Genomic DNA, 21845 nt, shown 5'->3' with positions numbered 1-21845 from the left:
TCGATCGCCATGGCATGCCCTTTCATCGGTGTGGAGTCACCCCCACATGCTGTGAGCGACGAATGTCGCTGCATCAACTCTGGCCAGCCGGGAGTCGGCCGTGGACGGGAGCAGTGGCTAAGTGGATAACCGGGCTCCGCCCCGTCGGAGACGGCCGCGTGGTCGTGCAGGGTGTACGGGCCGCATCGGCCGGCACCGTCCGGCACAAAGGCACGACGGGGGCGACGGCGCGAAGGCACGACGGGGGCGACGGCGCGAAGGCACGACGGGGGCGACGGCGCGAAGGCACGACGGGGGCGACGGTACGAAGGCCCGGCGGCGGCACGACGGCGACGGCACGACGGGCCGGCGGCACGACGGGCCGGCGGCACGACGGGCCGGCGAAGACTGCCGGGCTACAGGTCGGGGAGCAGACCCAGGACCACCGGGACGATGCCCAGGCAGATGAACGCCGGGAGGGAGCACAGGCCGAGCGGCATGACGAGCCGGACACCCAGCGCGGCGGCCCTCCTGTCCACCTCGCGGTTGCGTCGCCGTCGAAGCTGGGCCGCGTGCGCGTGCAGGAGCGCAGCAGACGGCGCCCCGGTCGCCGTGCCGAACCGCAGACCCTGCCGGACGTCCTCGACGATCAGCAGCGGGTCGTACCGGACGCGGGCCGACCGTCCGGACGGCGACCGCGGGCGCATGGACCACCGGCCTGCCACCCGACGACCGTCCGCGCCCCGATCGGCGGGCGGCACGCCGGTGGACGGCTCGGCGTCGGAGCGGCCGTCCACCGCCCCGGCATCCCACGCGGCATCCCAGGAGGCACCGAGGAGCCGGGCAGCACGCACCCGCGCCAGCACCGAACCCACGGCGGGATCACAGGCTTCCCCCACCACCATGAGCGCGCTTTCGACGGATGCTCCCGCGGACAGCACGGCGGCCAGCAGATCGAGGATGAGGGGGCCGTCCTGGACGCCCCCGCGGAACGCCCGATCCATCGGTGCGCCGGTGACGCGCTGCAGGCGGCCCGACGGCGCGGTCAGGACCAGCGTTCCGCCGGCGAGGAGGAGGCCGACGACCAGCCCTGCCATCACGGCGTACCGTCGACCCGCCCGACCAGATGGCGGGACCAGAGGCGGGCCAGGAGCATGAGCACGACGCCGACGGCGAGCGTCAACCGTCCGAGGGCGGACCCCAGGAGCACCTCCAGCGGGTTCACGCCGAGGGCGAGGGCCAGGACGAGTCCCACGGCCGGGAGCCAGGCGAGAAGCAGGACCGTGGCTCGTGGTCCGGCGAGCGCCGTCTCGCGCGCGGACAGGCTGTCGAGCTGGGTGTCGAGCTGCCTGGCGTACTGCTCGAGGATGCCGGCCAGGGGCGCGCCGCTGCGCTCCGCGACGATCAGGCACCCGGCGAGGTCGATCCACAGCCGGTCGACCTGGGCACCGGCCCCTCCCCTCGGCGGGCCAGATCCGGTGTCCAGCGCCTGACGGAGAGCATCGGGGACGCTCAGTCCGAGCTCGGCTGCCCGCCGGGCCGTCGCGATCACCGGCAGCGCGGCCGCCGCGAAAGCGGTCCGTCCGTCCGTGTGGACGCGCTCCATGTCCTCCCACAGGTGATGCGGAGGGCGCCCCGCGCGGAGGAGACCCGCGAGCTGGTGCACGAACAGGGGAAGCTCGTGCAGGTCGACGGTGCGGTGTGCCGCCGCCCGTCCGTGGTCCTCGCCGAGGGACCTCCGTGGCTGCGCGGAGCCTGCCGTCAGGACACGTCCCTGACCGGCCCCGGGCACCACGCGTCGCCGGCCGGTCCGCGAGAGTGCGAAGGTGATGCCGGCGGCGGCCAGCAGGACGGCCACAGCGATCCCGGTCACCGGACGTGCTGTCCACGCCCCGGCCCGCGCCCCGGCCCGTGGTCGCGGTCCGGGGGCTGTCCCTCACCCTGCGGTGCGTCCGCCGCTGCGTCGGCCTCCCGTCCGGTCCCGGGCCAACCCACCCGCTGCGCGAAGCTGTGCCAGCCAGCAGCGCGGCGGCAGCCCTCCCCTGCATCGGTGAGGATGGGCGTCACGGTGAGCTCCCCCGTGCGGGCCAGCTCCAGGCTGCCGATGCTCGCCACGCGCCTGCCCCGCGCATCGCGCACCACGTGCACCACCACGTCGACGGCGCTCGCCGCCTGGAGCGCCACCCCCTCCGGGGTGAGCCCGGCGAGGGCCGCGAGGGCGCCGAGCCGCGCGGGTACCGCCTCGGCGGAGTTGGCGTGGATGGTCGCGCCGCCGCCGTCGTGCCCCGTGTTCATCGCCGCGAGGAGTTCGCGGACCTCGGCGCCCCGGCACTCCCCCACCACGAGCCGGTCCGGTCGCATCCGCAACGCCTGCCGGACGAGCTCGGTGAGGTCCAGCACGCCCGCGCCCTCCAGGTTGCCGTGGCGCGCCTGCAGCCCGACCGTGTGCGGGTGCTCGGGGCTCAGCTCCGCTGCGTCCTCGACGAGCACCACGCGCTCATGGTGCCCGGCCAGGCCGAGCAGGGTGGCCAGGAGGGTGGTCTTGCCCGTCCCCGTCGCCCCGCTGATGAGGAAGTTCAGGCGGTGCCGCATCACCTGCCGGAGCACCTCGGCCATCATCGGCGCGACCGTGCCGCTGTCCACGAGGTCCCCGAGCGAGAACATCCGTGCGCGGCGGATCCTGATGGAGAGCAGGGTCCCCGCCGTCGAGATCGGCGGGAGGACGGCGTGCACGCGCAGACCCTCGAGCCGGACATCGACGGCGGGGCAGCCGTCGTCGAGGCGCCGTCCGCCCGCCGCCACCAGGCGGACGGCCAGTGCCCGCACGTCCGCATCGGAGGCGAAGGCGCACCCGATGCGGCGCAGGCCCTTCGGACCGTCCACCCACACATCGTCCGGTCCATTGACGAGGATGTCGGTGATCGACTCCTCGGCGAGGAGGTGCTCGAGTGGGCCCAGCCCTTTGAGTTCCGCCCGCACCCGGTCGAGCGCGGAGAGGGTGCCCTGCGAGCCGAGCAGCCTGCCGCTCGCGCCGACGGCGTCCGCGAATGCTGCTCCGGTGGCCGGGACGGTCCCCGCGAGAACGGCCCGGCGAACCGATTCCACCATCGATTCCGTGCCCGGGTCACCCCCTGCTCCCGCGTCGGTCGCCCCGCCCACGGCGGTCGGCACCCGTCCGCCCGTCGCACGCAGCTGTCGCCGGGTGGGCGCTCCCACGGTGCCCCGGACCGCCCACGCCTCGGTCATGCCGTTCTCCCCGGACCGTCTCATGCCGCCACCTCCAGACCGGCGACGACCGATTCGACGAGTTTCCTGGCCCTTCGGGGCAGCGGGAAGTCCAACATCCTGCCGGTGGCTTCCGCCGTCGAGGATCCCCGGACGAAGGGCAGGTACGGCAGCGGCCCGGGGCGCCCGGCGAGATCGGCGACGAGCCAAGCGTCTAGTCCGTCGAGCACCGGGCCGCGCAGGACGACGGTCGTCGGCAGGGAGCCGTGTGCCTCGAGGATGCGGGCCACCGCGACGGCGCTCCGTGGCCGGGACGGCACCAGGAGGACGAGTTGGTCGCACAGCGGCACCAGGGCCTGGATCGCCGCGCTCCCGGCGCTGCCGAGATCGACGACGCTGAGCTCGAACGCCCCGCGGGCGGCATCGAGGACGGCGGCGGCGGACTCCATCCCGTGGCCGGGGTGTGGGCCTGCCGCGTCGGGATGCGCGGCGTGGGACAGGACGGCGAGGCGCCCTTCGGCAGGCAGCGCCGCCGCGAGCTGTTCGACGTTGAGGGTCCCCCGGAGATCACGCAGGTCGTGCCAGCGCACACCCGGGCGCTCCTCGATCCCGAGGGCCAGGTCCAGACCGCCGCCCAGGGGATGCCCGTCCACCAGCAGTGTGGACGTCCCCAGGTCGGCGGCATGGCGTGCGCACCAGAAGGCGAACGTGCTCACCCCCGCCCCGCCGGCCGCCCCGAGGAAGCCGACCACTGCGCCCGACGCCGCCGGGTTGAGGCGTCTGCCCAGGTGCTCCGCGAGCCAGCCTGCCCCCTGCGGGACGATGACCACGCGGGAGGACGCGACGGTCGCCGCGGCCGTCCACGCCCTCGCCTCGTCGTCCGCTGCGCCGACGACGATGACCTCGCGATGCCCCGGCATCCCGCCGACCGCCTGGTCGGCGCCGAGGAGCAGCACGGCCGGCTCGAGGGGAAGGGCCTGCGCGAGGTCGGGGGCGAAGTGCGGGGTGACCCCCGCGGCCGCGCAGGCACGCGCCACCTGGTCCTGGACGAACTGGGAACCGCCGGCGAGGACCACCGGCCGTCGTTCCGTCGGGGGAAGGGTCTGCTGAGTCATCCCTGAAGCATTCCCCGGAGGGACCCGTGCGGCGTGCCCGGGACGCCCTATGTGGACAACGCCCCGGATTGCGGGAATGACAGTGGTGCGGCCGATGATATGGACATGTACATCGCTCTGGCGCCCGGTCCGCCGACCCGCGACAGCCGCGGCTCCGTGGCGCTCCAGCCGCTGGACGCCGCGGGCCGGCGCGTCGGCGAGCCGCTGCTGGTGAACGCCGACCGACTGCCCGCCGCCGTCGCACAGGCAGGGCCCCCGCGGCCGATCTGGGTCTGGGCGGGCACGAGGCTCTGGTATCCCGATCTCCTGGCGGCGGGGGTCGACGTCGACCGCTGCCGCGACCTCGGCCTCACCCGCGCCCTCCTCGCGAACGCCCCGTCCTGCCCGCCGTCGCCCTACCTCGCGTCGATCCGGACCGCGGCCCTCGCGACGGACGGCACCGAACCTCCCCGGACGCTGCTCCCTCCCCCGCCCCCGCCCAACCAGCACTCGCTGTTCGACGAGCCGCGCGAGGCCACGGGTCCGCTCCTCGACGACGTCGTCGAGGAATTCACCCAGCAGCTCTCCACGATCGCGGGCGCCGCCGATCCCGGGCGCCTGGGCCTCCTCGTCGCCGCGGAATCCGCGGGCGCGCTGATCGCGTCCGAGATGGAGCACTCGGGGCTGCCCTGGCGCGCGGACGTGCACGAGGACCTCCTCGAACGGGCCCTGGGGCCGCGACCGGCCGAAGGCGTCCGGCCGGCGGGACTCGAACGGCTCGCCGGGGAACTGCGCCAGGCCCTCGGCAGCCCGGCGCTCAACCCGGACTCCCCGCAGGAGGTCCTGCGGGCCCTGCACCGGGCAGGCATCGAGGTGAGGACGACCCGGTCCTGGGAGCTCGAGCAGCAGCAGCACCCGGCCATCGAGCCGCTGCTCGCCTACAAGAAGCTGTCGCGGCTCCTGACGGCGAACGGCTGGACCTGGCTCGACACGTGGATCCGGGACGGGCGCTTCCGGCCGGAGTACGTGGTGGGTGGATCGGTGTCCGGGCGATGGGCCTCACGCGGTGGCGGAGCCCTGCAGATCCCGCGGCAGGTCAGGGACGCCGTCCGCGCCGACCCGGGGCACGTGTTCGTCGTCGCGGACGCCGCGCAACTCGAGCCGCGGGTCCTCGCGGCCCTCGGACGGGACTCGGCGCTCGCGGCGGCGGCCCGGGGCCGGGACCTCTACCAGGGCATCGCCGACCAGGGCTTCGGCGGCGACCGCTCGAAGGCGAAGCTCGCCATGCTCGGGGCCATGTACGGCGCGACGAGCGGCGAATCCGGGCGCCTGATGCCCCAGCTGACGCGCGCGTACCCGCGGGCCATCGGCGTCGTGGAGGCGGCCGCGCGGGCCGGGGAATCGGGCGACGGCGTGTCGAGCCACCTCGGCCGGGGCTGCCCGCCCGCCTCGGAGGAGTGGCATGCCCGGCAGCGCACGACGACGGCGGAGGAACAGCGCCGCGCGGACGGCGCCGCGCGGGCCCGCGGACGCTTCACCCGGAACTTCGTGGTCCAGGCGACCGCGGCCGAGTGGGCCCTGTGCTGGCTCGCGGAGATCCGGCGACGGCTCACCGAGAGCACCATGACGGAGCCGCGCGGCCGGATCGTGTTCTTCCTCCACGACGAAGTGGTCCTGCACGTCCCGGAGGACCACGCCGCCGAGGCTGCGACGATCCTCGCCGACGCCGCGCAGGCCGCGACCCGGCTGGTCTTCGGGGAGATCCCGATCGAGTTCTCGATCTCGACGGTCACCGTCACCTCCTACGCCGACGCGAAGTAACCGTCCGGACCGGAGGCCCCCGACGGATGGCACCGGCGCCTCACAGCGGTGCGGGGATTTCCAGCGACCGGTCCCACGGCGTCGTCCAGCCGAGCCCGTCGAAGATCGCGTCCAGCAGCATCGCGGTGAACCCCCAGATCACGGCGTCCGGAGTGAGGAAGGCGGGGGTCCGGCTGACGAACCCGTCCCGCCGCACCACGGCCGTCCTCCGACGCTCCGGATCGAGGAGCGTACTGACGGCGCACCGGAAGACGAGCTCGGACTCCGCGGTGTCCACCGCGTAGACCGGGGACTGCTCGGTCCACCACGCGAGCACCGGAGTGACCAGGAAGTTGCTGACCGGAAGTCCCACTTCGGGCAGCGTGCCCAGGATGTCGATGCCGTCGGGATCCACGCCGGTCTCCTCGCGCGCCTCACGCAGCGCCGCCGCGCCTTCGTCCCGGTCCCCGGCGTCGATGGTCCCGCCGGGAAACGCCACCTGCCCGGGGTGGTGTGCCAGGGAACTGGCGCGCATCACGAACAGGAGGTCGACGTCGTCCGGTGCGGGCCGCGCCGAGGCCGGGAACGGCAGGTCCTCCCTCGCCCCGAACAGGATGAGCACGGCGGCCCGACGGCTCTTCGCGGGGTCGAGGGTCGCGAACTGCCACCCGTCGGTCCGCAGGAGGGTCGTCGTCACCTGCATGGACTGCACCCAGCGGGCGAGCTCGTCGCGCGCCGTCACCGCGGGGCCCTCGCGGGTCGGCCGGTGACCGGCCGGGCGGCCCTGCGACGGCGTCCGCGCCGGCGTTCCCGTGCGAGCCGCGGGTGGGCGGTCCTAGGCACCCAGTCCGTGCCCTGCCTCGCGGAGCTCGGCGCGGGTGCGTCCGGCACGCATCGACGCGAGCAGCTCCTCCCGGCCGGGCGCGAGTTCGTACTTCAGCAGCTTCGCCGCCTTGAGCGGGTCCGTCTCCCCGTCGCCGTAGGACGGGCAGAGCGCGGCCACGGGACAGACGCCACAAGCGGGCTTCTTCGCATGGCAGACCCGCCGGCCGTGGAAGACCACATGGTGCGAGAGCATCGTCCAGTCCCTGCGCTCGAAGAGGGCCGCCACGTCCTGTTCAACCTTTACCGGGTCCTCCGACGCCGTCCACCGGAAGCGGCGGGCGAGGCGACCGAAGTGCGTGTCCACCGTGATTCCCGGGATGCCGAACGCATTGCCCAGGACCACGTTGGCCGTCTTCCGCCCGACGCCGGGCAGGGTCACCAGTTCCTCGAGCGTCGCCGGCACGTCGCCGTCGAAGTCGTCGACGAGGCGCCGGGAGAGTGCGAGCAGGCTGTTGGCCTTCGCCCGGTAGAACCCCGTGGGCCGGATGAGCTCCTGGAGCTCGGCTTCCTCGGCCTCGGCCAGGGCCTTCGGGTCGGGATAGCGCGCGAACAGCGCGGGCGTCGTGAGATTGACGCGCACGTCCGTGGTCTGGGCCGAGAGCACCGTCGCGACCAGCAGTTCGAACGGGCTCCTGAAATCGAGTTCGGCCACCGCGTAGGGGTAGGTCTCACCGAGGATCCGGTTGATCTTCCGGGCGCGTCGCTTCCGTGCGACCGGCGATTCCTCGTCGGTCTGCGCTGTCCTGCCTGCCACTCGTGTGTCTCCTTCCGGTGCTGCTGCCCGTCGGGATCGCAGCGGTGGGGTCAGTCCTGGGGGGCGCGTTCGATGTTGCGGAGGTTCCGGAGGATGCCGATCGCGCCCGTCCGCTTGTCCTGGACGAGGAATTCGCTGCCGCGGTCCTCGATGCCGACCTCCCAGTCGCCGGGCTGCAGGGTGAAGACCTCCTGGCCCGTCTGCTCGTCGAAGACCGGACGGGGGGACCCGACGGCGAACCAGAACGCCTCGACGACGGGCTCCTCCTCCGCCGAGCGCGTCGCGGTGATCGGCTCCTGGCGCTCCCGCTCCTCGGAGGGACGCGTGGTGTCGGGGGCGGGCTCCTCCCGGACGGCCTCGTGGACCCGGGTCTCGCCGGGGGACGACGCCTGGACCGCCGTGGAGGACGTCGTGTCCTCCACGGCGTCCTGAGCCGCGTCGCGGTCTTCGACGGCGTGGGATCCGCCCTCGGATGCCTCCGACACGCTGCGGGAGGTGTCAGCGGACGTATCGCCGGGCGTGCTGCGGGAGGTGTCAGCGGACGTATCGCCGGGCGTGCTGCGGGAGGTGTCAGCGGACGTATCGCCGGGCGTGCTGCGCGAGGTGTCGGCCGTGCCGGGCTCCATCCCGGACTGGCCCGAGGCAGCGGCGCCGGCGCCCACGGCTCCCGCTCCCCCCACCCCGTACAGGCCGGCGCCGTTCTGCAGGACGGTCGCAGCGGCGGGGTTCACCCCGGACTTGTCCTTCCGACCGAACCGGGGGCCCGATGGGGCGGCGTCCTTCGCGGCGGTGTCCTTCGTGAGGGCGGGCTGCGCGGCGGCGTCCTCCTTCACCGGCTTGGCGGGGCGGGGCTGCGCCGCCGTGATCGAGCGCGCCGCGGGGTGGGCAGGCACCTCGGGGCGGTCCGCGAAATCGTCCTTGAGGACGGGCAGGAAGGGAGCGAGGACGGTCGCCGTCAGCATGACCAGCCCGCCGATCAGCGCCACCAGCGGTCCCACGTGGAACTGGGTCACCGTCTGCAGGAAGAAGTAGGTCGTGGCCAGCACCGACGAGACCGAGGCGAACTGGTCGACGGACAGCGAACCGACACGCAGCCCCGAGCTACCCAGCCGGCGCCCGGCGACGAGGGCCAGGGCGATCACGGGCAGGAGGATCCCGATCCCGACGAAGAAGAGCGGAGCGGTGTTCCAGAAGTTCTCGTAGCGCACGATGCCGTCGATGAACGGCAGCAGGGTGCCGAGGAAGACGAGCAGCACACCGCCGCCGAACAGCACCTCCCGCAGCGGAAACGGTCCGACGAGGGCCCGGCTCCGGCCGACGGGGCGGCTCTCCGTGGACGGCGCGTCCGATCCGGTGGACGGCGCATCCGATCCGGTGGCCTGCGCGGAGGAGGAGGACCGCTCCGCGCCGCCGGACGATCCGTGGCCTGTGCTGCGGTGTTCCTCGGATGCTTCGGTCATGGTGTTCTCCCGTTCATGGCGCTGGTGTCCGGCCGGAGCACCAGCGGCCTCCGACGTCGATTGCCTCCCTCCACCCTAGCCACCGGCCCACCCCTTCTCCACCAAGCGCGGGCGCCGGCGCCCGCGCCGCTCATCGCACAATCGCCGCAGTTCGGCTAGGTCCTGTGACGGCGGGCACACGCGGCCGGGAGAACTCGATAGTGTCGGCGTAGAGCACGTGGTGGTGCGCCGGACCGGCGCACCACGCTACTTCTGTCCGTTACCGACCACGTCACAAAGGGGTAGATCATGACCGCCGAACGACAAGGCGACGCCTTCGAGAACCTGCTGCACGAGGAGCGCCGCTTCCCGCCGAGCGCCGAGTTCGCGGCACAGGCCGTCGCGCAGCCGTCCCTCTACGACGAGGCCCGTGAGCAGGGCGTCGAGTTCTGGGCCAGGCAGGCCCGCGAACTGCTCACCTGGGACCGCGACTTCACCCAGACCCTCGACTGGTCGGACGCCCCCTTCGCCAAGTGGTTCGTCGGCGGGACCGTGAACGCCGCCTACAACGCCCTGGACCGGCACGTGGAGGCCGGCCTCGGCGACCGGGTGGCCATCCACTTCGAGGGCGAGCCCGGAGACACCCGCACCATCACCTACGCGGAGCTGACCCGCGAGGTCAAGAAGGCCGCCAACGCGTTCGGGGCCCTCGGCGTGCAGAAGGGCGACCGCGTGGCCGTGTACCTGCCGATGATCCCCGAGGCCGTCGTCACGATGCTCGCCTGCGCGCGGATCGGCGCCGTCCACTCCGTGGTCTTCGGCGGCTTCTCCGCGGACGCCCTCCGCAGCCGCATCGACGACGCCGAGGCCAAGCTCGTGGTCACGGCCGACGGCACGTACCGCCGCGGCAAGCCGAGCGCCCTCAAGCCGGCCGTGGACGGCGCCCTCGAGAAGGACGGCCACACCGTCTCGCACGTCGTCGTGGTCCGGCGCAACAACGAGCCCGTCGCCTGGAGCGAGGGACGCGACCTCTGGTGGCACGACGTCGTCGAGAGCGCCCCGGACGAGCACACGGCCGTCGCGCACGACGCCGAGCACCCCCTGTTCATCCTCTACACCTCGGGGACCACGGGGAAGCCCAAGGGCATCCTGCACACGACCGGCGGGTACCTCACGCAGACCGCGTTCACCCACCGGAACACGTTCGACCTCCGCCCGGAGACCGATGTCTTCTGGTGCACCGCGGACATCGGATGGGTCACCGGGCACAGCTACGTCGCGTACGCGCCGCTCGTGAACGGCGCCACCCAGCTCATGTACGAGGGGACGCCCGACACCCCGCACCAGGGCCGCTGGTGGGAACTCGTCGAGAAGTACAAGGTGAGCATCCTGTACACAGCGCCGACGGCCATCCGCACCTTCATGAAGTGGGGGCGGGACATCCCGAAGAAGTACGACCTCTCGTCGATCCGCGTGCTCGGCTCCGTCGGGGAGCCCATCAATCCGGAGGCCTGGATGTGGTACCGGGACGTGATCGGCGGAGGCACGGCGCCCATCGTGGACACGTGGTGGCAGACCGAGACCGGAGCGCACATGATCGCCCCGATGCCCGGGGTGACGGCCACCAAGCCCGGTTCGGCCCAGGTCGCCGTTCCCGGGATCGCCGTCGACGTCGTGGACGAGATGGGGCAGTCCGTCCCGGACGGCGCCGGCGGCTACCTCGTCATCCGCGAACCGTGGCCGGCGATGCTGCGCGGCATCTGGGGCGACCCGCAGCGGTTCAAGGACACCTACTGGTCACGCTTCGACGACATGTACTTCGCCGGCGACGGCGCGAAGAAGGACGCCGACGGCGACATCTGGCTGCTCGGCCGGGTCGACGACGTCATGAACATCTCGGGCCACCGGCTCTCGACCACCGAGATCGAATCGGCCCTGGTCAGCCACCCCTCGGTGGCGGAGGCCGCCGTCGTCGGGGCGAGCGACGAGACGACGGGCGAGGCGATCGTCGCGTTCGTGATCCTGCGCGGCTCCGCGAAGGACGACGACGACATCGTCACCACCCTGCGCAACCACGTGGGCACGGAGATCGGCCCGATCGCGAAGCCGCGGAACATCCTGGTGGTCCCCGAACTGCCGAAGACCCGCAGCGGGAAGATCATGCGGCGGCTGCTCAAGGACGTCGCGGAGGGCCGCGAGGTCGGCGACGCCACCACGCTGTCCGACCCGACGATCATGCAGCAGATCGCGGTGTCGCTGCGCAAGTAGCGGCTCGCGGAGACGAGGAGGGCCCCCGCACCTGCGGGGGCCTTCCTCGCGTCGGATCGGCTCAGCCGATCGTCGCGTCGACCGTGACCTCGATGTTGCCCCGCGTGGCATTCGAGTAGGGGCACACCTGGTGCGCGTGCTCCACGAGCCGGTCAGCGGTCTCCTGGTCCACCCCGCCGATCTCGGCGTGCAGGGCGACGGAGAGCTGGAACCCGCCGCCGTCGGTCGCGCTGATGCCGACCTCCGCGGTGACCGCCGTCTCGCTGATGGTGGCCTTGCTGCGGGACGCGACGAGCTTGAGGGCGCTGTGGAAGCAGGCCGCGTAGCCGACGGCGAAGAGCTGCTCGGGATTCGTCGCGCCGCCGGCACCGCCCATCTCCGTGGGGACCGCGAGGTCGACGACGAGCTGGCCGTCGTCAGTGCGTGCCTTGCCGTTGCGACCGTCACCGGTCGCCGTCGCCACTGCCGTGTAGAGAGCGCTCATGGTGTCGTTCCTTTCGTCGTGGGGGCCGGATGCCCTTGCCGACTATGTAGACTAACTAGTAACTCCACTCCCGCCAAATCAGCACGACGACCGCAGATCGGAGCAGCATGACCACCCTTCCCGTCCGCGAGCGCATCCTCGCCTCGGCGACCCGCCTGTTCGACGCCACGAGCATCCGCTCGGTCAGCGCCGACCGGGTGATCGCCGACGCCGGCACCACGAAGGTGACCTTCTACCGCCACTTCCCGACCAAGGACCACCTCGTCGTGGCGTACCTCGAGGACCAGCTGCACCACCTGCAGGAAGCGGTCGACGCCGCGCGGGCCGAGGGCTCGGACGCCTGCAAGATCCTGCTCCGGCTGGCCGCCGCGAACGGCGCCGCGGCGTGCCGGCCCGGCTTCCGCGGATGCACGTTCATCAACGCGGCCGCCGAGTACCCCGCGGAGGGCCCGGTCCGCGACGCCGTCGGGCAGTACCGGGCCTGGCTGCACGCCGTGGTGACCGAGCTGCTGACCGAGCTCGCGGTGGAGGGACCCGCCGTCGTCGCGGACCAGCTCATCATGCTGCGCGACGGCGCCATGGTGCACGGCTTCATGGGAGACCCGACGGCGGTGGCCGAATCCCTCACCACGGCCGGACGGGCGATCATCGGCGCGCGGCGCCGCACTCCCCTGCCGGCCTGAGCCGGGCTCGGGCCGGTCCCGTCCGGTCCGGTCCGGATGTGACGTTCGTCCTGAAAGGTGGCCGGTACCCTGCGGCGAGAGGATGATTTCAGCGTGTCCACCACCCTGCAGCAGCCTCCCGCCACCGATCCCCGCATGGCCCGCCGCGTCGCCGGCGCCTCGTTCGTGGGGACGGCCCTCGAGTCCTACGACTTCTACGTGTTCGGCACGGCGGCAGCGCTCGTCTTCAACACGGTCTTCTTCACCGCACAGGACCCCCTGGCCGGCACCCTCTCGGCATTCCTCGTCTTCGCGATGGGCTTCGTCGCCCGTCCTCTCGGCGCCATCCTCTTCGGCCACCTCGGTGATCGGATCGGCCGCAAGCGCACGCTGATCTGGACCATCACCCTGATGGGACTGGCGACCGGCGCGGTGGGTCTGCTGCCGGACTACTCGACCATCGGCATCTGGGCGCCGATCATCCTGACCGTGCTCCGCCTCCTGCAGGGACTCTCGCTCGGCGGCGAGTGGGGCGGCTCCATCCTCATCGCCACCGAGCACGCCGAACCGCGCAAACGGGCGCTCTACGCCTCCATCCCCCAACTCGGGTCACCCGTGGGCACCATGCTGATCTCCGCCATCTTCCTCGCCCTCACCGTCGTCGCGCCGGAGGTCATGACCACGTGGGGCTGGCGCATCCCGTTCCTGCTCGCCTTCCCGTTCCTCGCCATCGCGATCTATCTGCGGCTCGCGATCGACGAGACGCCCGTCTTCAAGGAGACGAGCCGCGGGCAGGCGCTCCCCCGGATCCCCTTCCTCGCCGTCCTGGCATCCCAGCCGGTCGCCATCGTCGTCGCCATCGCCTCCGCCGTCCTGGGCATCGGCTCATACTTCCTGATGGTCACCTACACGCAGGCGTACGGCACCGGGACCCTGGGACTGTCCCAGGCGACGGTCCTGAACGCGGCCCTCGTCGGATCCGTCCTGCAGCTCGTCACCATCCCCGCGTTCGGCTACCTGGCGATGCGCATCGGCTCCGCGCGGGTCGTCGCCGGCGGGGCGCTCGGCACGGCACTGATCGCCTTCCCGCTGTACTGGGTCATCAGCATCGCCACCGAACCCGTGTACGTCGCGGCGATCATCCTCGGCGGCATCCTCCCGACCGCCAGCTGGGCGGCGCTCGGCGGACTCATGGCGGACATCTTCACCCCGGCGACGGCGTTCACCGCACTGTCCTTCGCCTACAGCATCGCCGCGATCGTCGCCGGCTTCGCGCCGTCCATCACGCAGCAGTTCGGCATCGCCACCGACGGCGCGTGGTGGCACCCGGGCGTCGTCCTCGCCGCGATGAGCCTCGTCACCGCGGCCGGCGCGCTCGGCGCGGTGCGCCTGCGCGCGCGACGCCACACTCCCCTGCCGGCCTGAGCCCGACCCGTGACGCCCTCCGCCCCGCGGGTGCGGCATAGTTAGGGCATGACCCCGCGCACGCCCCGCATCCTCGTGATCAACGGACCCAACCTGAACCTGCTCGGCACACGGGAACCGGACGTCTACGGGACGGCGACGCTCGACGACGTCGTCCGGCTGGCGTCGGACACGGCCCGGGACCGAGGCTGCGCCCTCAGCGCAATGCAGTCCAACCACGAGGGCGGGATCATCGACGCCGTCCACGCCGCCCGGACGACGGCGGACGGCATCGTCATCAACGCCGGCGCCTACACGCACACCTCGATCGCCATCCGCGACGCGCTCGCGGGGGTCGGACTGCCCGTGGTCGAGGTCCACATCAGCAACGTGCACCGCCGCGAGGACTTCCGGCACCACTCGTACATCTCCGGCGTGGCCGACGCCGTGATCGTCGGCGCCGGCATCGACGGCTACCGCCTCGCCGTCGACCACCTCGCCGGGCGGCTGGGCGCATCGGCCACGAACGGTGCGCCGACACCGGAAAGTTAGCCCCGGCACCGGTCGCCACGACACCGATCTCCCGGCGGATGAGGCACGATGGTCCTATGACGGACATCACCCCCGCCGGCAGCGCCGCCGCCCAGCCCCTCGACCCCGACGCACCCCTGCTCGAGGTGAGGAACCTGGCGGTGAGCTTCCGCACCACCCACGGCGAGGTCCAGGCGGTCGAGGAGGCCAGCTTCACCCTCCGGCGCGGCAGCGCCCTGGCCATCGTCGGCGAATCCGGGTCGGGGAAGTCGACGACGGCGATGGCCTGCATCGGCCTGCTGCCGGGCAACGGCAGGGTCACCTCCGGCAGCATCCTCTTCGAGGGCCAGGACCTCACGAGCCTGTCCGAGGCGAAGATGCGCTCGATCCGTGGGAGGGCGATCGGCCTCGTCCCGCAGGATCCGATGTCCAACCTGAATCCGGTCACCAAGATCGGGACGCAGGTCGCCGAGACCCTCCTCGTCCACGGGATGGCCACGAAGAGGAACGTCAAGCAGCGCGTCATCGAGGTCCTCACCGCGGCAGGCCTGCCCGACGCCGGGGAGCGGGCCAAGCAGTACCCGCACGAGTTCTCGGGCGGTATGCGCCAGCGCGCTCTCATCGCGATCGGCCTCGCCTGCCAGCCGCGCCTGCTGATCGCCGACGAGCCGACGTCCGCCCTGGACGTGACGGTGCAGCGCACCATCCTCGACCAGATCGAGAGCATGACGGAGCAGATCGGCACGTCGGTGCTCCTGATCACCCACGACCTCGGCCTGGCCGCCGAACGCGCCTCGCAGCTCGTGGTCATGCATCGCGGTCGGGTGGTCGAGACGGGTCCGGCCGCGCAGCTGCTCAACGACCCGCAGCACCCCTACACGCAGTCGCTGGTGCGGGCCGCCCCGAGCGTCGCCGCCGTCCGCCTGAGCCCGGGCGCCTACACCGCGGACGCCGCGAGCCGCCTGAAGCTTGCGGAGGCCGCCCTCGATGAGCACGACGCCGCACCCGCCGAGTCCTCCCCGTCCACCGCGCCCGCGGCCGGCGGGGCGCACGCGGCGACGTCGTCATCGGACCGGCAGGCTCCGCCCGCGAGCACGGGGACACCCGCCGCTCCCCCGAACATCGTCGAGATCCGCGACCTCACGAAGGTGTACAGGCGGCGCGGCAGCACGGAGGACTTCTACGCGGCGAAGAACGTCACCCTCGACATCCCGCGCGGGCAGACCGTCGCGATCGTCGGCGAGTCCGGCTCCGGCAAGACCACGACGGCGCGCATGCTGCTGAAGCTGATCGAACCGACGTCGGGCACCATGACGTTCGACGGCATGGACGTCGCGACCCTCGACAAGGCGCAGCTGGGCGATTTCCGGCAGCGCGTGCAGCCCATCTTCCAGGACCCCTACTCCTCGCTGAACCCGATGTTCACGATCGAGCGCATCGTCGAGGAGCCCCTGAACGCGTACAAGCGCGGATCGAAGAAGGAGCGCGCGGCCCGGGTCCGCGAACTGATGGACCAGGTCTCGCTGCCGCAGAACGCCCTGCGCCGCTACCCTGCGGAGCTCTCGGGCGGGCAGCGGCAGCGCGTCGCGATCGCGCGCGCCCTGGCGCTGAAGCCGGAGCTGATCGTGTGCGACGAGCCGGTCTCCGCCCTCGACGTGCTGGTCCAGGCCCAGATCCTGAAACTCCTCGGCGACCTGCAGTCGGAGCTCGGCCTCAGCTACCTGTTCATCTCGCACGACCTCGCGGTGGTGCGGCTCATCTCGGACTACGTCTGCGTCATGAAGGACGGCGAACTGGTCGAGGCCGCGAGCTCGGAGGAGGTCTTCCAGAACCCCCGCCACCCGTACACGCGGAAGCTCCTGGCGTCCATCCCCGGCAACGAGCTCAACATCGGGGAACTGGCCTCCTAGGGCCCCTCACCAGCTGATCCGTTCGAAGGCGTCCCTGAGCCTGCGGCCCCGCTGCGGGTTCAGGGACGCCACCCAGGAGATCCGCTCCGCAAGTACGCCCGAAGATCGGCCTGCCCGCGCCGCTGGGACTCCGGCCCGTATACGCGGCAGTTGTGGAGGATCGCCGTCAGGGCGTCGTAGTCCGTCCGCGCCCCGTTGGTGCGCGCGTTCACCACGACCCCGGCCACCGTCTGCCGGACCGGCGCCGCGCACCCGGGTCTTCCGCCGGTTCACGGTGTGGCCCTCGGCGACGACGACGTCGGCCCTTCCGGGGCTGTGCGGAGCGCAGTCGGGCGCCTGAGGCGCCCTGTGCCTGTCGGCCTGCGTGCCCCAGGGCAGCCCCGGAGAGGACCGCGCACGGCGTACGCTGCCCGCCTCGGCCGGGGTCCGTCGCTGTCACACCTGCAAGCGGTCCGGGCCCGCCCTGTACGGGCAGCCCGCGCGCCGCATAAATTGTCCGCACGCGACGACGGAGGACACCATGAGCGGGCACGGCACGATGAACGGGACGACGACGGCCGGCGGCTGGCCCGCCCTCCGGGTCGAGGACTGGCAGGACACCCGCGCAACCCTGCACATGTGGTGCCAGATCGTCGGCAAGATCCGGATGGCCCACGCTCCCCTGGTCAACCACTGGTGGCAGGTGCCGTTCTACCTCACCGCACGCGGCTGGGGCACGTCGTCGATCCCCTATGGCAACGGCCTCTTCGACCTGGAGTTCGACGTCGTGAACCACCGTCTGCTCCTCCGCGCCAGTTCGGGTGAGGACCGCGTGGTCCCCCTCGAGCCGCAGTCCGTGGCCCGGTTCCACGAGCGGACGCGAGGGGCGCTGGCCGAGCTGGGGATCGACGCGCCGATCCGCTCGGTCCCCACGGAGGTGGAGCCGGCAGTGCCCTTCGCCGAGGACCACGGGCACGCCTCCTACGACGCCGGCGCCGTCGCGGCCTTCTGGCGCCAGCTCATCCAGGCCGACCGCGTCCTCACACGGTTCAGGGCCGAGTTCCTGGGCAAGGTGAGCCCCGTGCACTTCTTCTGGGGAAGCATGGACCTGGCCTGCACGCGCTTCTCGGGACGGCCCGCGCCCACCCATCCCGGAGGCGCCCCGAACTGCCCTGACTGGGTCATGGAGGAGGGATACTCCCACGAACTCTCGAGCTGCGGATTCTGGCCCGGAGGCGGCGAGGAGGGGGCGTTCTACTCGTACGCCTACCCCGAACCCGAGGGGTACCGGGACGCACCCGTCGACGTCGAGGGCGTGTTCTACAGTGCCGAGTACCGCCAGTTCCTGCTGCCCTACGAGACCGTGCGGAAGGCCGACGACCCGGACGCCGTGCTGCTCGCCTTCCTGCGGGCCACGTACGACGCGGCCGCGGCGGCGGGCGGCTGGGACGCGCGGCTCCTGACCGACCCCCGGCGGCTGGAGGTGCACGCGCGCTGAACGGCGCAGGAGCGGCCACCCGCCCGGAGGCTGATGGCCACTCCTGTCCGGCGTCCTGCTCGCGCCGTCTACTTCTTGCGGGTCTTCGGGTCGAGGGCCTCGCGCAGCGACTCGCCGAGCAGGGTGAAGCCGAGCGCCGTGATGGCGATGCACGCACCCGGCAGGAAGGCGAGCTGCGGAGCGACCGCGAGTTCCACCTGCGCGTAGGTGAGCATGCGCCCCCATTCGGCGGCCTGCGGCAGCCCGCCGCCGAGGCCGAGGAAGGACAGTGCGGCGGCGTCGATCACGGCAGTGGCGAGCGTGAGGGTGGCCTGCACGATCACGGGCCCCATACTGTTCGGCAACAGGTGGCTCATCGTGATCGTGCGGCGGCTGAGGCCCAGGGTCTGTGCCGCGAGGATGTAGTCGGCACCCCGCTGCGAGAGCATGGTGGACCGCAGGAGCCGCGCGAAGATGGGGATCTGCGAGACGCCGATGGCGATCATGATCGCGTAGGAGCTCTGGCCCAGCACCGCCGCGATGCTGACGGCGAGGAGGAGGTTGGGGACGGACAGCAGGATGTCCACGAAGCGCATGATGGCGTTGTCCACCCAGCCGCCGATGCCCCCGGCCAGGACGCCGAGCAGCATCCCGCCCGCGAGGCCGAGCGCCGTCGAGACGACGCCGATCAGCAGCGACGCCCGGGCACCCCAGATGAGCTTGCTGAGCACGTCCCCGCCGAAGCGGTCGAGTCCCAGCGGGAAGCCGTCGATCTCTCCCGGCCCGGGGATGGTGGTGGGGGTGATGGACGTGCGTCCCGGGAGGTCGTCGCCGCCGTAGGGCGCGAGGATCGGCGCCAAAATGGCCACGATCAGGAAGATCCCGATGATGATCGCGCCGACGATGGCCTGCGGGTTCCTGCGCAGCCGGAGGTACGCGTCCTTCCACAGGCCGGTACCGCGCCCGGTGTCGATGGCGGGATCGTTCGGAGCCGCGGAGCCGCCGGCGGCGGGAGGCAGGATGGTACTCATTGCACACGCACCCTCGGGTCGATGACGGAGTAGGAGAGGTCGACGATCAGGTTGATCAGCGCGTAGAGGATCGCGATGAAGATGATGAACCCCTGGAGGACCGGGTAGTCGAGCCCGAAGATGGCGTCCCGCAGGAACCGGCCGATCCCGTTGAAGGCGAAGACCGTCTCGGTCAGCACCGCCCCGGAGATGAGCAGGCCCAGCTGGAGGCCGATGGTCGTCACCACCGGGAGCATGGCGTTCCGGAGGATGAAGCCGTTGCGGATGCTGCGTTCCATGAGGCCCTTCGCGCGGGCGGTCCGCACGTAGTCCGCGTTCTGCACCTCGAGCACGGAGGCACGCGTGATGCGGACGATGATCGCGAGCGGGATGGTGCCGAGGGCGATCCCGGGCAGGATCAGGTGCAGGAACGCGTCCCAGGCGGCGTCGTACTCGCCCGTCAGCAGGCCGTCCAGGACGTAGAACTCGGTGTAGTGGGTGGCGTCGATCCTCGGGTCCTGCCGGCCGTCCGGGGGCAGGAGCGACCACTGGATCGCGAACAGGTACTTGAGGATGAAGGCGAGGAAGAAAACCGGCACGGTGATGCCGACCAGACTGAGGACCACCGAGCTGTGGTCGATGAACCGCCCGTTGTGCCGTGCCGCGAGGTACCCCAGCGGCACGCCGACGCCGATGGCGAAGACGAGGGCGATCATCGTCAGTTCGAGGGTGGCGGGGAACCGGGTGGCGAACTCCTCCAGGACGGGGCGCCCCGTGTTGATCGAGACGCCGAAGTCGCCCTGGAGCAGCTTGCCGATGTACGTCAGGTACTGGGTGATCAGCGGGCGGTCGAACCCGTACAGCTCGTTGACCCGGGCGATGGCCTCCGGGGTGGCCTTTTCCCCGAGGAGGGCCGTGGCCGGACCTCCCGGGAGGCTCCGCACCCACAGGAACAGCAGGATGGAGAGACCGAACAGGGTGGGGACGAGCAGGGCTAGCCGCTTACCGATGACGCGTAACACTGGGGATCCTTCCGGGTGAACCGGGGTGACGGGCGGGTAGAACAGTGCGGGCCGGCCACCGGGATCAGTGGCCGGCCCGCACTGGGTGAGGCTACTACTCGCTCAGCTCGATGTCCGTGAAGACCTCGTCGTTGACGGGGCTCGCCGGGTAGGAGGTGACGCGCTTCGCGAACGCCAGCGACGGAGCGGGGTGGGCGAGCGGGATGGCCGGGTTGAACTCGGCGATCTGCTCGTTGATCTCCTTGTACAGCTCCGTCTGCTCGTCGCGGTCGCTCATCCCGCGGGCCTCGTCGAGGGCCTTGAACAGCTCGGGGTTGTCGAAGCCGAATTCCAGCTTCTCCTGGCCGAAGAAGACGCCGATGAAGTTGTCGGTGTCGTTGTAGTCGCCGGTCCAGCCGAGGAGGTGCAGACCGTGGTCCGGGGTGCCCTGGACCTGGTTCAGGTAGTCCGGGGACCAGGCGGCGGGAGCGGGCTTGACCGTGATGCCGACCTCGCTGAGCTGGGCCTGCAGATTGGTGAAGACCTGCTCCGGGGTCGGCATGTACGGACGCGAGACGTTCGTCGGGTAGTTGAACGTGACCTCGAAGCCGTCGGGGTAGCCGGCCTCGGCGAGCAGTTCCTTCGCGCGGGCGGGGTCGAAGTCGTAGGTCGTGACGTCCTCGTTGTATCCGTCGACGACCTCGGGGATGAACTGCGTGGCCACCTCGGTACCCTCGGGCAGGGTCTGCGCCACGAGGGCGTCCTTGTCGATCGCGTGGGCGATGGCCTCTCGGACCTTCGGGTCCTTGAGCTCGGGGATGGCCTGGTTCATGCCCAGGTAGAGGATGGTGAACGGGTCGCGTGGGGTGATGTTGTAGCCGGCGTCCTTCAGGGACTGCGTGTCGGCGGGTGCCACGAGGTCGTAGCCGTCGATGTCACCGGCCTCCAGGGCCTGGCGGCGTGCCTGCGGATCGTCGATGATGCGGAAGATCGTCTTGGTGATCTGCCCCTTGTCGCCCCAGTAGTCGTCGTAGATCGAGAGCTCGAGCTGCTGCCCGACGTTCCACGAGTCGAACTTGAAGGGGCCGGTGCCCACGGGGTGGCCGAGGGCGTATTCACTCAGCGAGGGGGCTTCGGCGGTCCCGCCGATCTCGTCGGCGGAATACTCCTCGAGAGCCGTCGGACTCTGCATGGCGAAGGCGGGCAGCGAGAGTGCCGCGATGAACCCGGCGAAGGGCTTGGCGAGGTTGACGGTGACTTCGTTGTCGCCGTTCGCCTCGCAGGACTCGTAGACGGCATTCTCGGGGCTGTCGGCGAACCCGCGGAACAGTGACCCGTAGTAGTACGACGTCGTCTCGGCCTGCTGGATGCCGGTCCAGTTGTACCAGCGGTCGAAGTTGAAGCACACGGCCTCGGCGTCGAAGGGCGTGCCGTCGTGGAAGGAGACGCCTTCCTTGAGCTGGAAGACCGTGGACAGGCCGTCCTCGCTGGTCTCCCAGGACTCCGCGAGCAGCGGTGCGGGGTCGGCGGTGCCGGGCTCCACGCCGACGAGGCCCTCGAAGATCTGCCGGCTGACGCGGAAGGACTCGCCGTCGCTCGCGAAGGCGGGGTCGAGCGACTTCGGGTCGGAGGACGCGGCGAAGACGAAGGTGGAGTCGATCCCGGAGTCCCCTTCGGCGCCGGTGTTCTCCTCGCGCTGGCTCTGGACGCAGCCGGTGAGGAGAAGTGCGGCGATGGAGATTCCCGCGGTGAGAGCGGCGCGCTTCCTGACGAAACCTGCGCCGCGCACGGATGTGCCTCGGTTGGACATGTAGTACTCCCTGGTGACGAGTGATTCCTGGCGGCCGTGCCGGACCCTGGGGATCGCGACGACGACGCGCTATAGGTGTGATGAGCCTAACTTCCAGACGGGGCTCAAACGGTATTTCGGGGGTCCGGGTGGT

At 71.5% G+C, this 21845-nt stretch carries 18 protein-coding genes; 7 read left to right on the top strand and 11 right to left on the bottom strand.

The features are described from left to right. Positions 1 to 395: 395 nt before the first annotated feature. The 4 genes from ACSGDB_RS12230 to ssd are packed head-to-tail and all read right to left on the bottom strand — an operon-like array spanning position 396 to position 4319. Positions 396 to 1076 (bottom strand): hypothetical protein, encoded by a 681-nt coding sequence (locus ACSGDB_RS12230; RefSeq protein ID WP_434995119.1) that lies wholly within the window; start codon positions 1074 to 1076, stop codon positions 396 to 398. Further along, complete coding sequence (locus ACSGDB_RS12225) at positions 1076 to 1852, bottom strand: type II secretion system F family protein (RefSeq protein WP_434995038.1); 777 nt, start codon at positions 1850 to 1852, stop codon at positions 1076 to 1078. The genes ACSGDB_RS12230 and ACSGDB_RS12225 overlap by 1 nt, the downstream gene beginning before the upstream one ends. Further along, positions 1849 to 3249 (bottom strand): TadA family conjugal transfer-associated ATPase, encoded by a 1401-nt coding sequence (locus tag ACSGDB_RS12220; RefSeq protein ID WP_434995037.1) that lies wholly within the window; start codon positions 3247 to 3249, stop codon positions 1849 to 1851. Before ACSGDB_RS12220 ends, ACSGDB_RS12225 begins: the two co-directional genes overlap by 4 nt. Next, positions 3246 to 4319, bottom strand: a complete 1074-nt coding sequence (gene ssd, locus ACSGDB_RS12215; protein ID WP_434995036.1) for a septum site-determining protein Ssd — start codon at positions 4317 to 4319, stop codon at positions 3246 to 3248. Before ssd ends, ACSGDB_RS12220 begins: the two co-directional genes overlap by 4 nt. Before the next feature lie 105 nt (positions 4320 to 4424). Here ssd and ACSGDB_RS12210 point away from each other — a divergent pair, with 105 nt between their 5' ends. After that, positions 4425 to 6119, top strand: a complete 1695-nt coding sequence (locus ACSGDB_RS12210; RefSeq protein ID WP_434995035.1) for a bifunctional 3'-5' exonuclease/DNA polymerase — start codon at positions 4425 to 4427, stop codon at positions 6117 to 6119. A 40-nt stretch (positions 6120 to 6159) separates the two neighbouring features. On the opposite strand, the gene ACSGDB_RS12205 is transcribed toward ACSGDB_RS12210, so the two are convergent. From ACSGDB_RS12205 to ACSGDB_RS12195, 3 genes are all read right to left on the bottom strand, one after another. Continuing rightward, the gene (locus ACSGDB_RS12205) at positions 6160 to 6840 is read right to left on the bottom strand and encodes an NUDIX hydrolase (protein ID WP_434995033.1); all 681 of its coding nucleotides are present in this window, start codon (positions 6838 to 6840) and stop codon (positions 6160 to 6162) included. A gap of 93 nt (positions 6841 to 6933) precedes the next feature. Then, the gene (gene nth / locus ACSGDB_RS12200; RefSeq protein ID WP_434995032.1) at positions 6934 to 7737 is read right to left on the bottom strand and encodes an endonuclease III; all 804 of its coding nucleotides are present in this window, start codon (positions 7735 to 7737) and stop codon (positions 6934 to 6936) included. Positions 7738 to 7787: 50 nt separating this feature from the next. Then, positions 7788 to 9197 carry a hypothetical protein gene (locus ACSGDB_RS12195; protein ID WP_434995031.1) on the bottom strand — a complete coding sequence of 470 codons (1410 nt, stop codon included), beginning with the start codon at positions 9195 to 9197 and terminating at the stop codon, positions 7788 to 7790. 288 nt (positions 9198 to 9485) lie between these two features. On the opposite strand from ACSGDB_RS12195, the gene acs reads away from it, so the two are divergent. After that, positions 9486 to 11444, top strand: a complete 1959-nt coding sequence (acs, locus tag ACSGDB_RS12190; protein WP_434995030.1) for an acetate--CoA ligase — start codon at positions 9486 to 9488, stop codon at positions 11442 to 11444. 61 nt (positions 11445 to 11505) lie between these two features. Here acs and ACSGDB_RS12185 read toward each other — a convergent pair whose 3' ends face one another. Continuing rightward, the gene (locus tag ACSGDB_RS12185) at positions 11506 to 11928 is read right to left on the bottom strand and encodes an organic hydroperoxide resistance protein (protein WP_434995029.1); all 423 of its coding nucleotides are present in this window, start codon (positions 11926 to 11928) and stop codon (positions 11506 to 11508) included. Positions 11929 to 12035: 107 nt separating this feature from the next. Here ACSGDB_RS12185 and ACSGDB_RS12180 point away from each other — a divergent pair, with 107 nt between their 5' ends. The 5 genes from ACSGDB_RS12180 (at position 12036) to ACSGDB_RS12160 (ending at position 17912) form a co-directional block, all read left to right on the top strand. Further along, on the top strand, positions 12036 to 12611 hold the full coding sequence (locus ACSGDB_RS12180; protein ID WP_434995028.1) for a TetR/AcrR family transcriptional regulator: 576 nt from the start codon (positions 12036 to 12038) through the stop codon (positions 12609 to 12611). A 93-nt stretch (positions 12612 to 12704) separates the two neighbouring features. Then, positions 12705 to 14015, top strand: a complete 1311-nt coding sequence (locus tag ACSGDB_RS12175; protein ID WP_434995027.1) for an MFS transporter — start codon at positions 12705 to 12707, stop codon at positions 14013 to 14015. Positions 14016 to 14063: 48 nt separating this feature from the next. After that, positions 14064 to 14546, top strand: a complete 483-nt coding sequence (aroQ, locus tag ACSGDB_RS12170) for a type II 3-dehydroquinate dehydratase (protein ID WP_434995026.1) — start codon at positions 14064 to 14066, stop codon at positions 14544 to 14546. Positions 14547 to 14602: 56 nt separating this feature from the next. Beyond that, positions 14603 to 16435 carry a dipeptide ABC transporter ATP-binding protein gene (locus tag ACSGDB_RS12165; protein ID WP_434995025.1) on the top strand — a complete coding sequence of 611 codons (1833 nt, stop codon included), beginning with the start codon at positions 14603 to 14605 and terminating at the stop codon, positions 16433 to 16435. A 520-nt stretch (positions 16436 to 16955) separates the two neighbouring features. Continuing rightward, on the top strand, positions 16956 to 17912 hold the full coding sequence (locus ACSGDB_RS12160; protein ID WP_434995023.1) for a DUF5996 family protein: 957 nt from the start codon (positions 16956 to 16958) through the stop codon (positions 17910 to 17912). A gap of 68 nt (positions 17913 to 17980) precedes the next feature. Here the strand turns inward: ACSGDB_RS12160 and ACSGDB_RS12155 are convergent, their stop codons facing one another. The 3 genes from ACSGDB_RS12155 to ACSGDB_RS12145 form a co-directional block, all read right to left on the bottom strand. After that, entirely contained in the window at positions 17981 to 18922 is a 942-nt protein-coding gene (locus ACSGDB_RS12155) for an ABC transporter permease (protein WP_434995022.1), read from the bottom strand. Next, positions 18919 to 19923, bottom strand: coding sequence for an ABC transporter permease (locus tag ACSGDB_RS12150; protein WP_434995021.1), 1005 nt, complete (start codon positions 19921 to 19923; stop codon positions 18919 to 18921). The genes ACSGDB_RS12155 and ACSGDB_RS12150 overlap by 4 nt, the downstream gene beginning before the upstream one ends. A 94-nt stretch (positions 19924 to 20017) precedes the next feature. Next, positions 20018 to 21712, bottom strand: a complete 1695-nt coding sequence (locus ACSGDB_RS12145; protein WP_434995020.1) for an ABC transporter substrate-binding protein — start codon at positions 21710 to 21712, stop codon at positions 20018 to 20020. Positions 21713 to 21845: the final 133 nt, after the last annotated feature.

Source organism: Arthrobacter sp. Ld5 (assembly GCF_051172775.1).
GTDB lineage: Bacteria > Actinomycetota > Actinomycetes > Actinomycetales > Micrococcaceae > Arthrobacter_D.
Note: the sequence above shows the minus strand (reverse complement) of the source record. Positions and strands in the feature narration are given on the sequence as shown.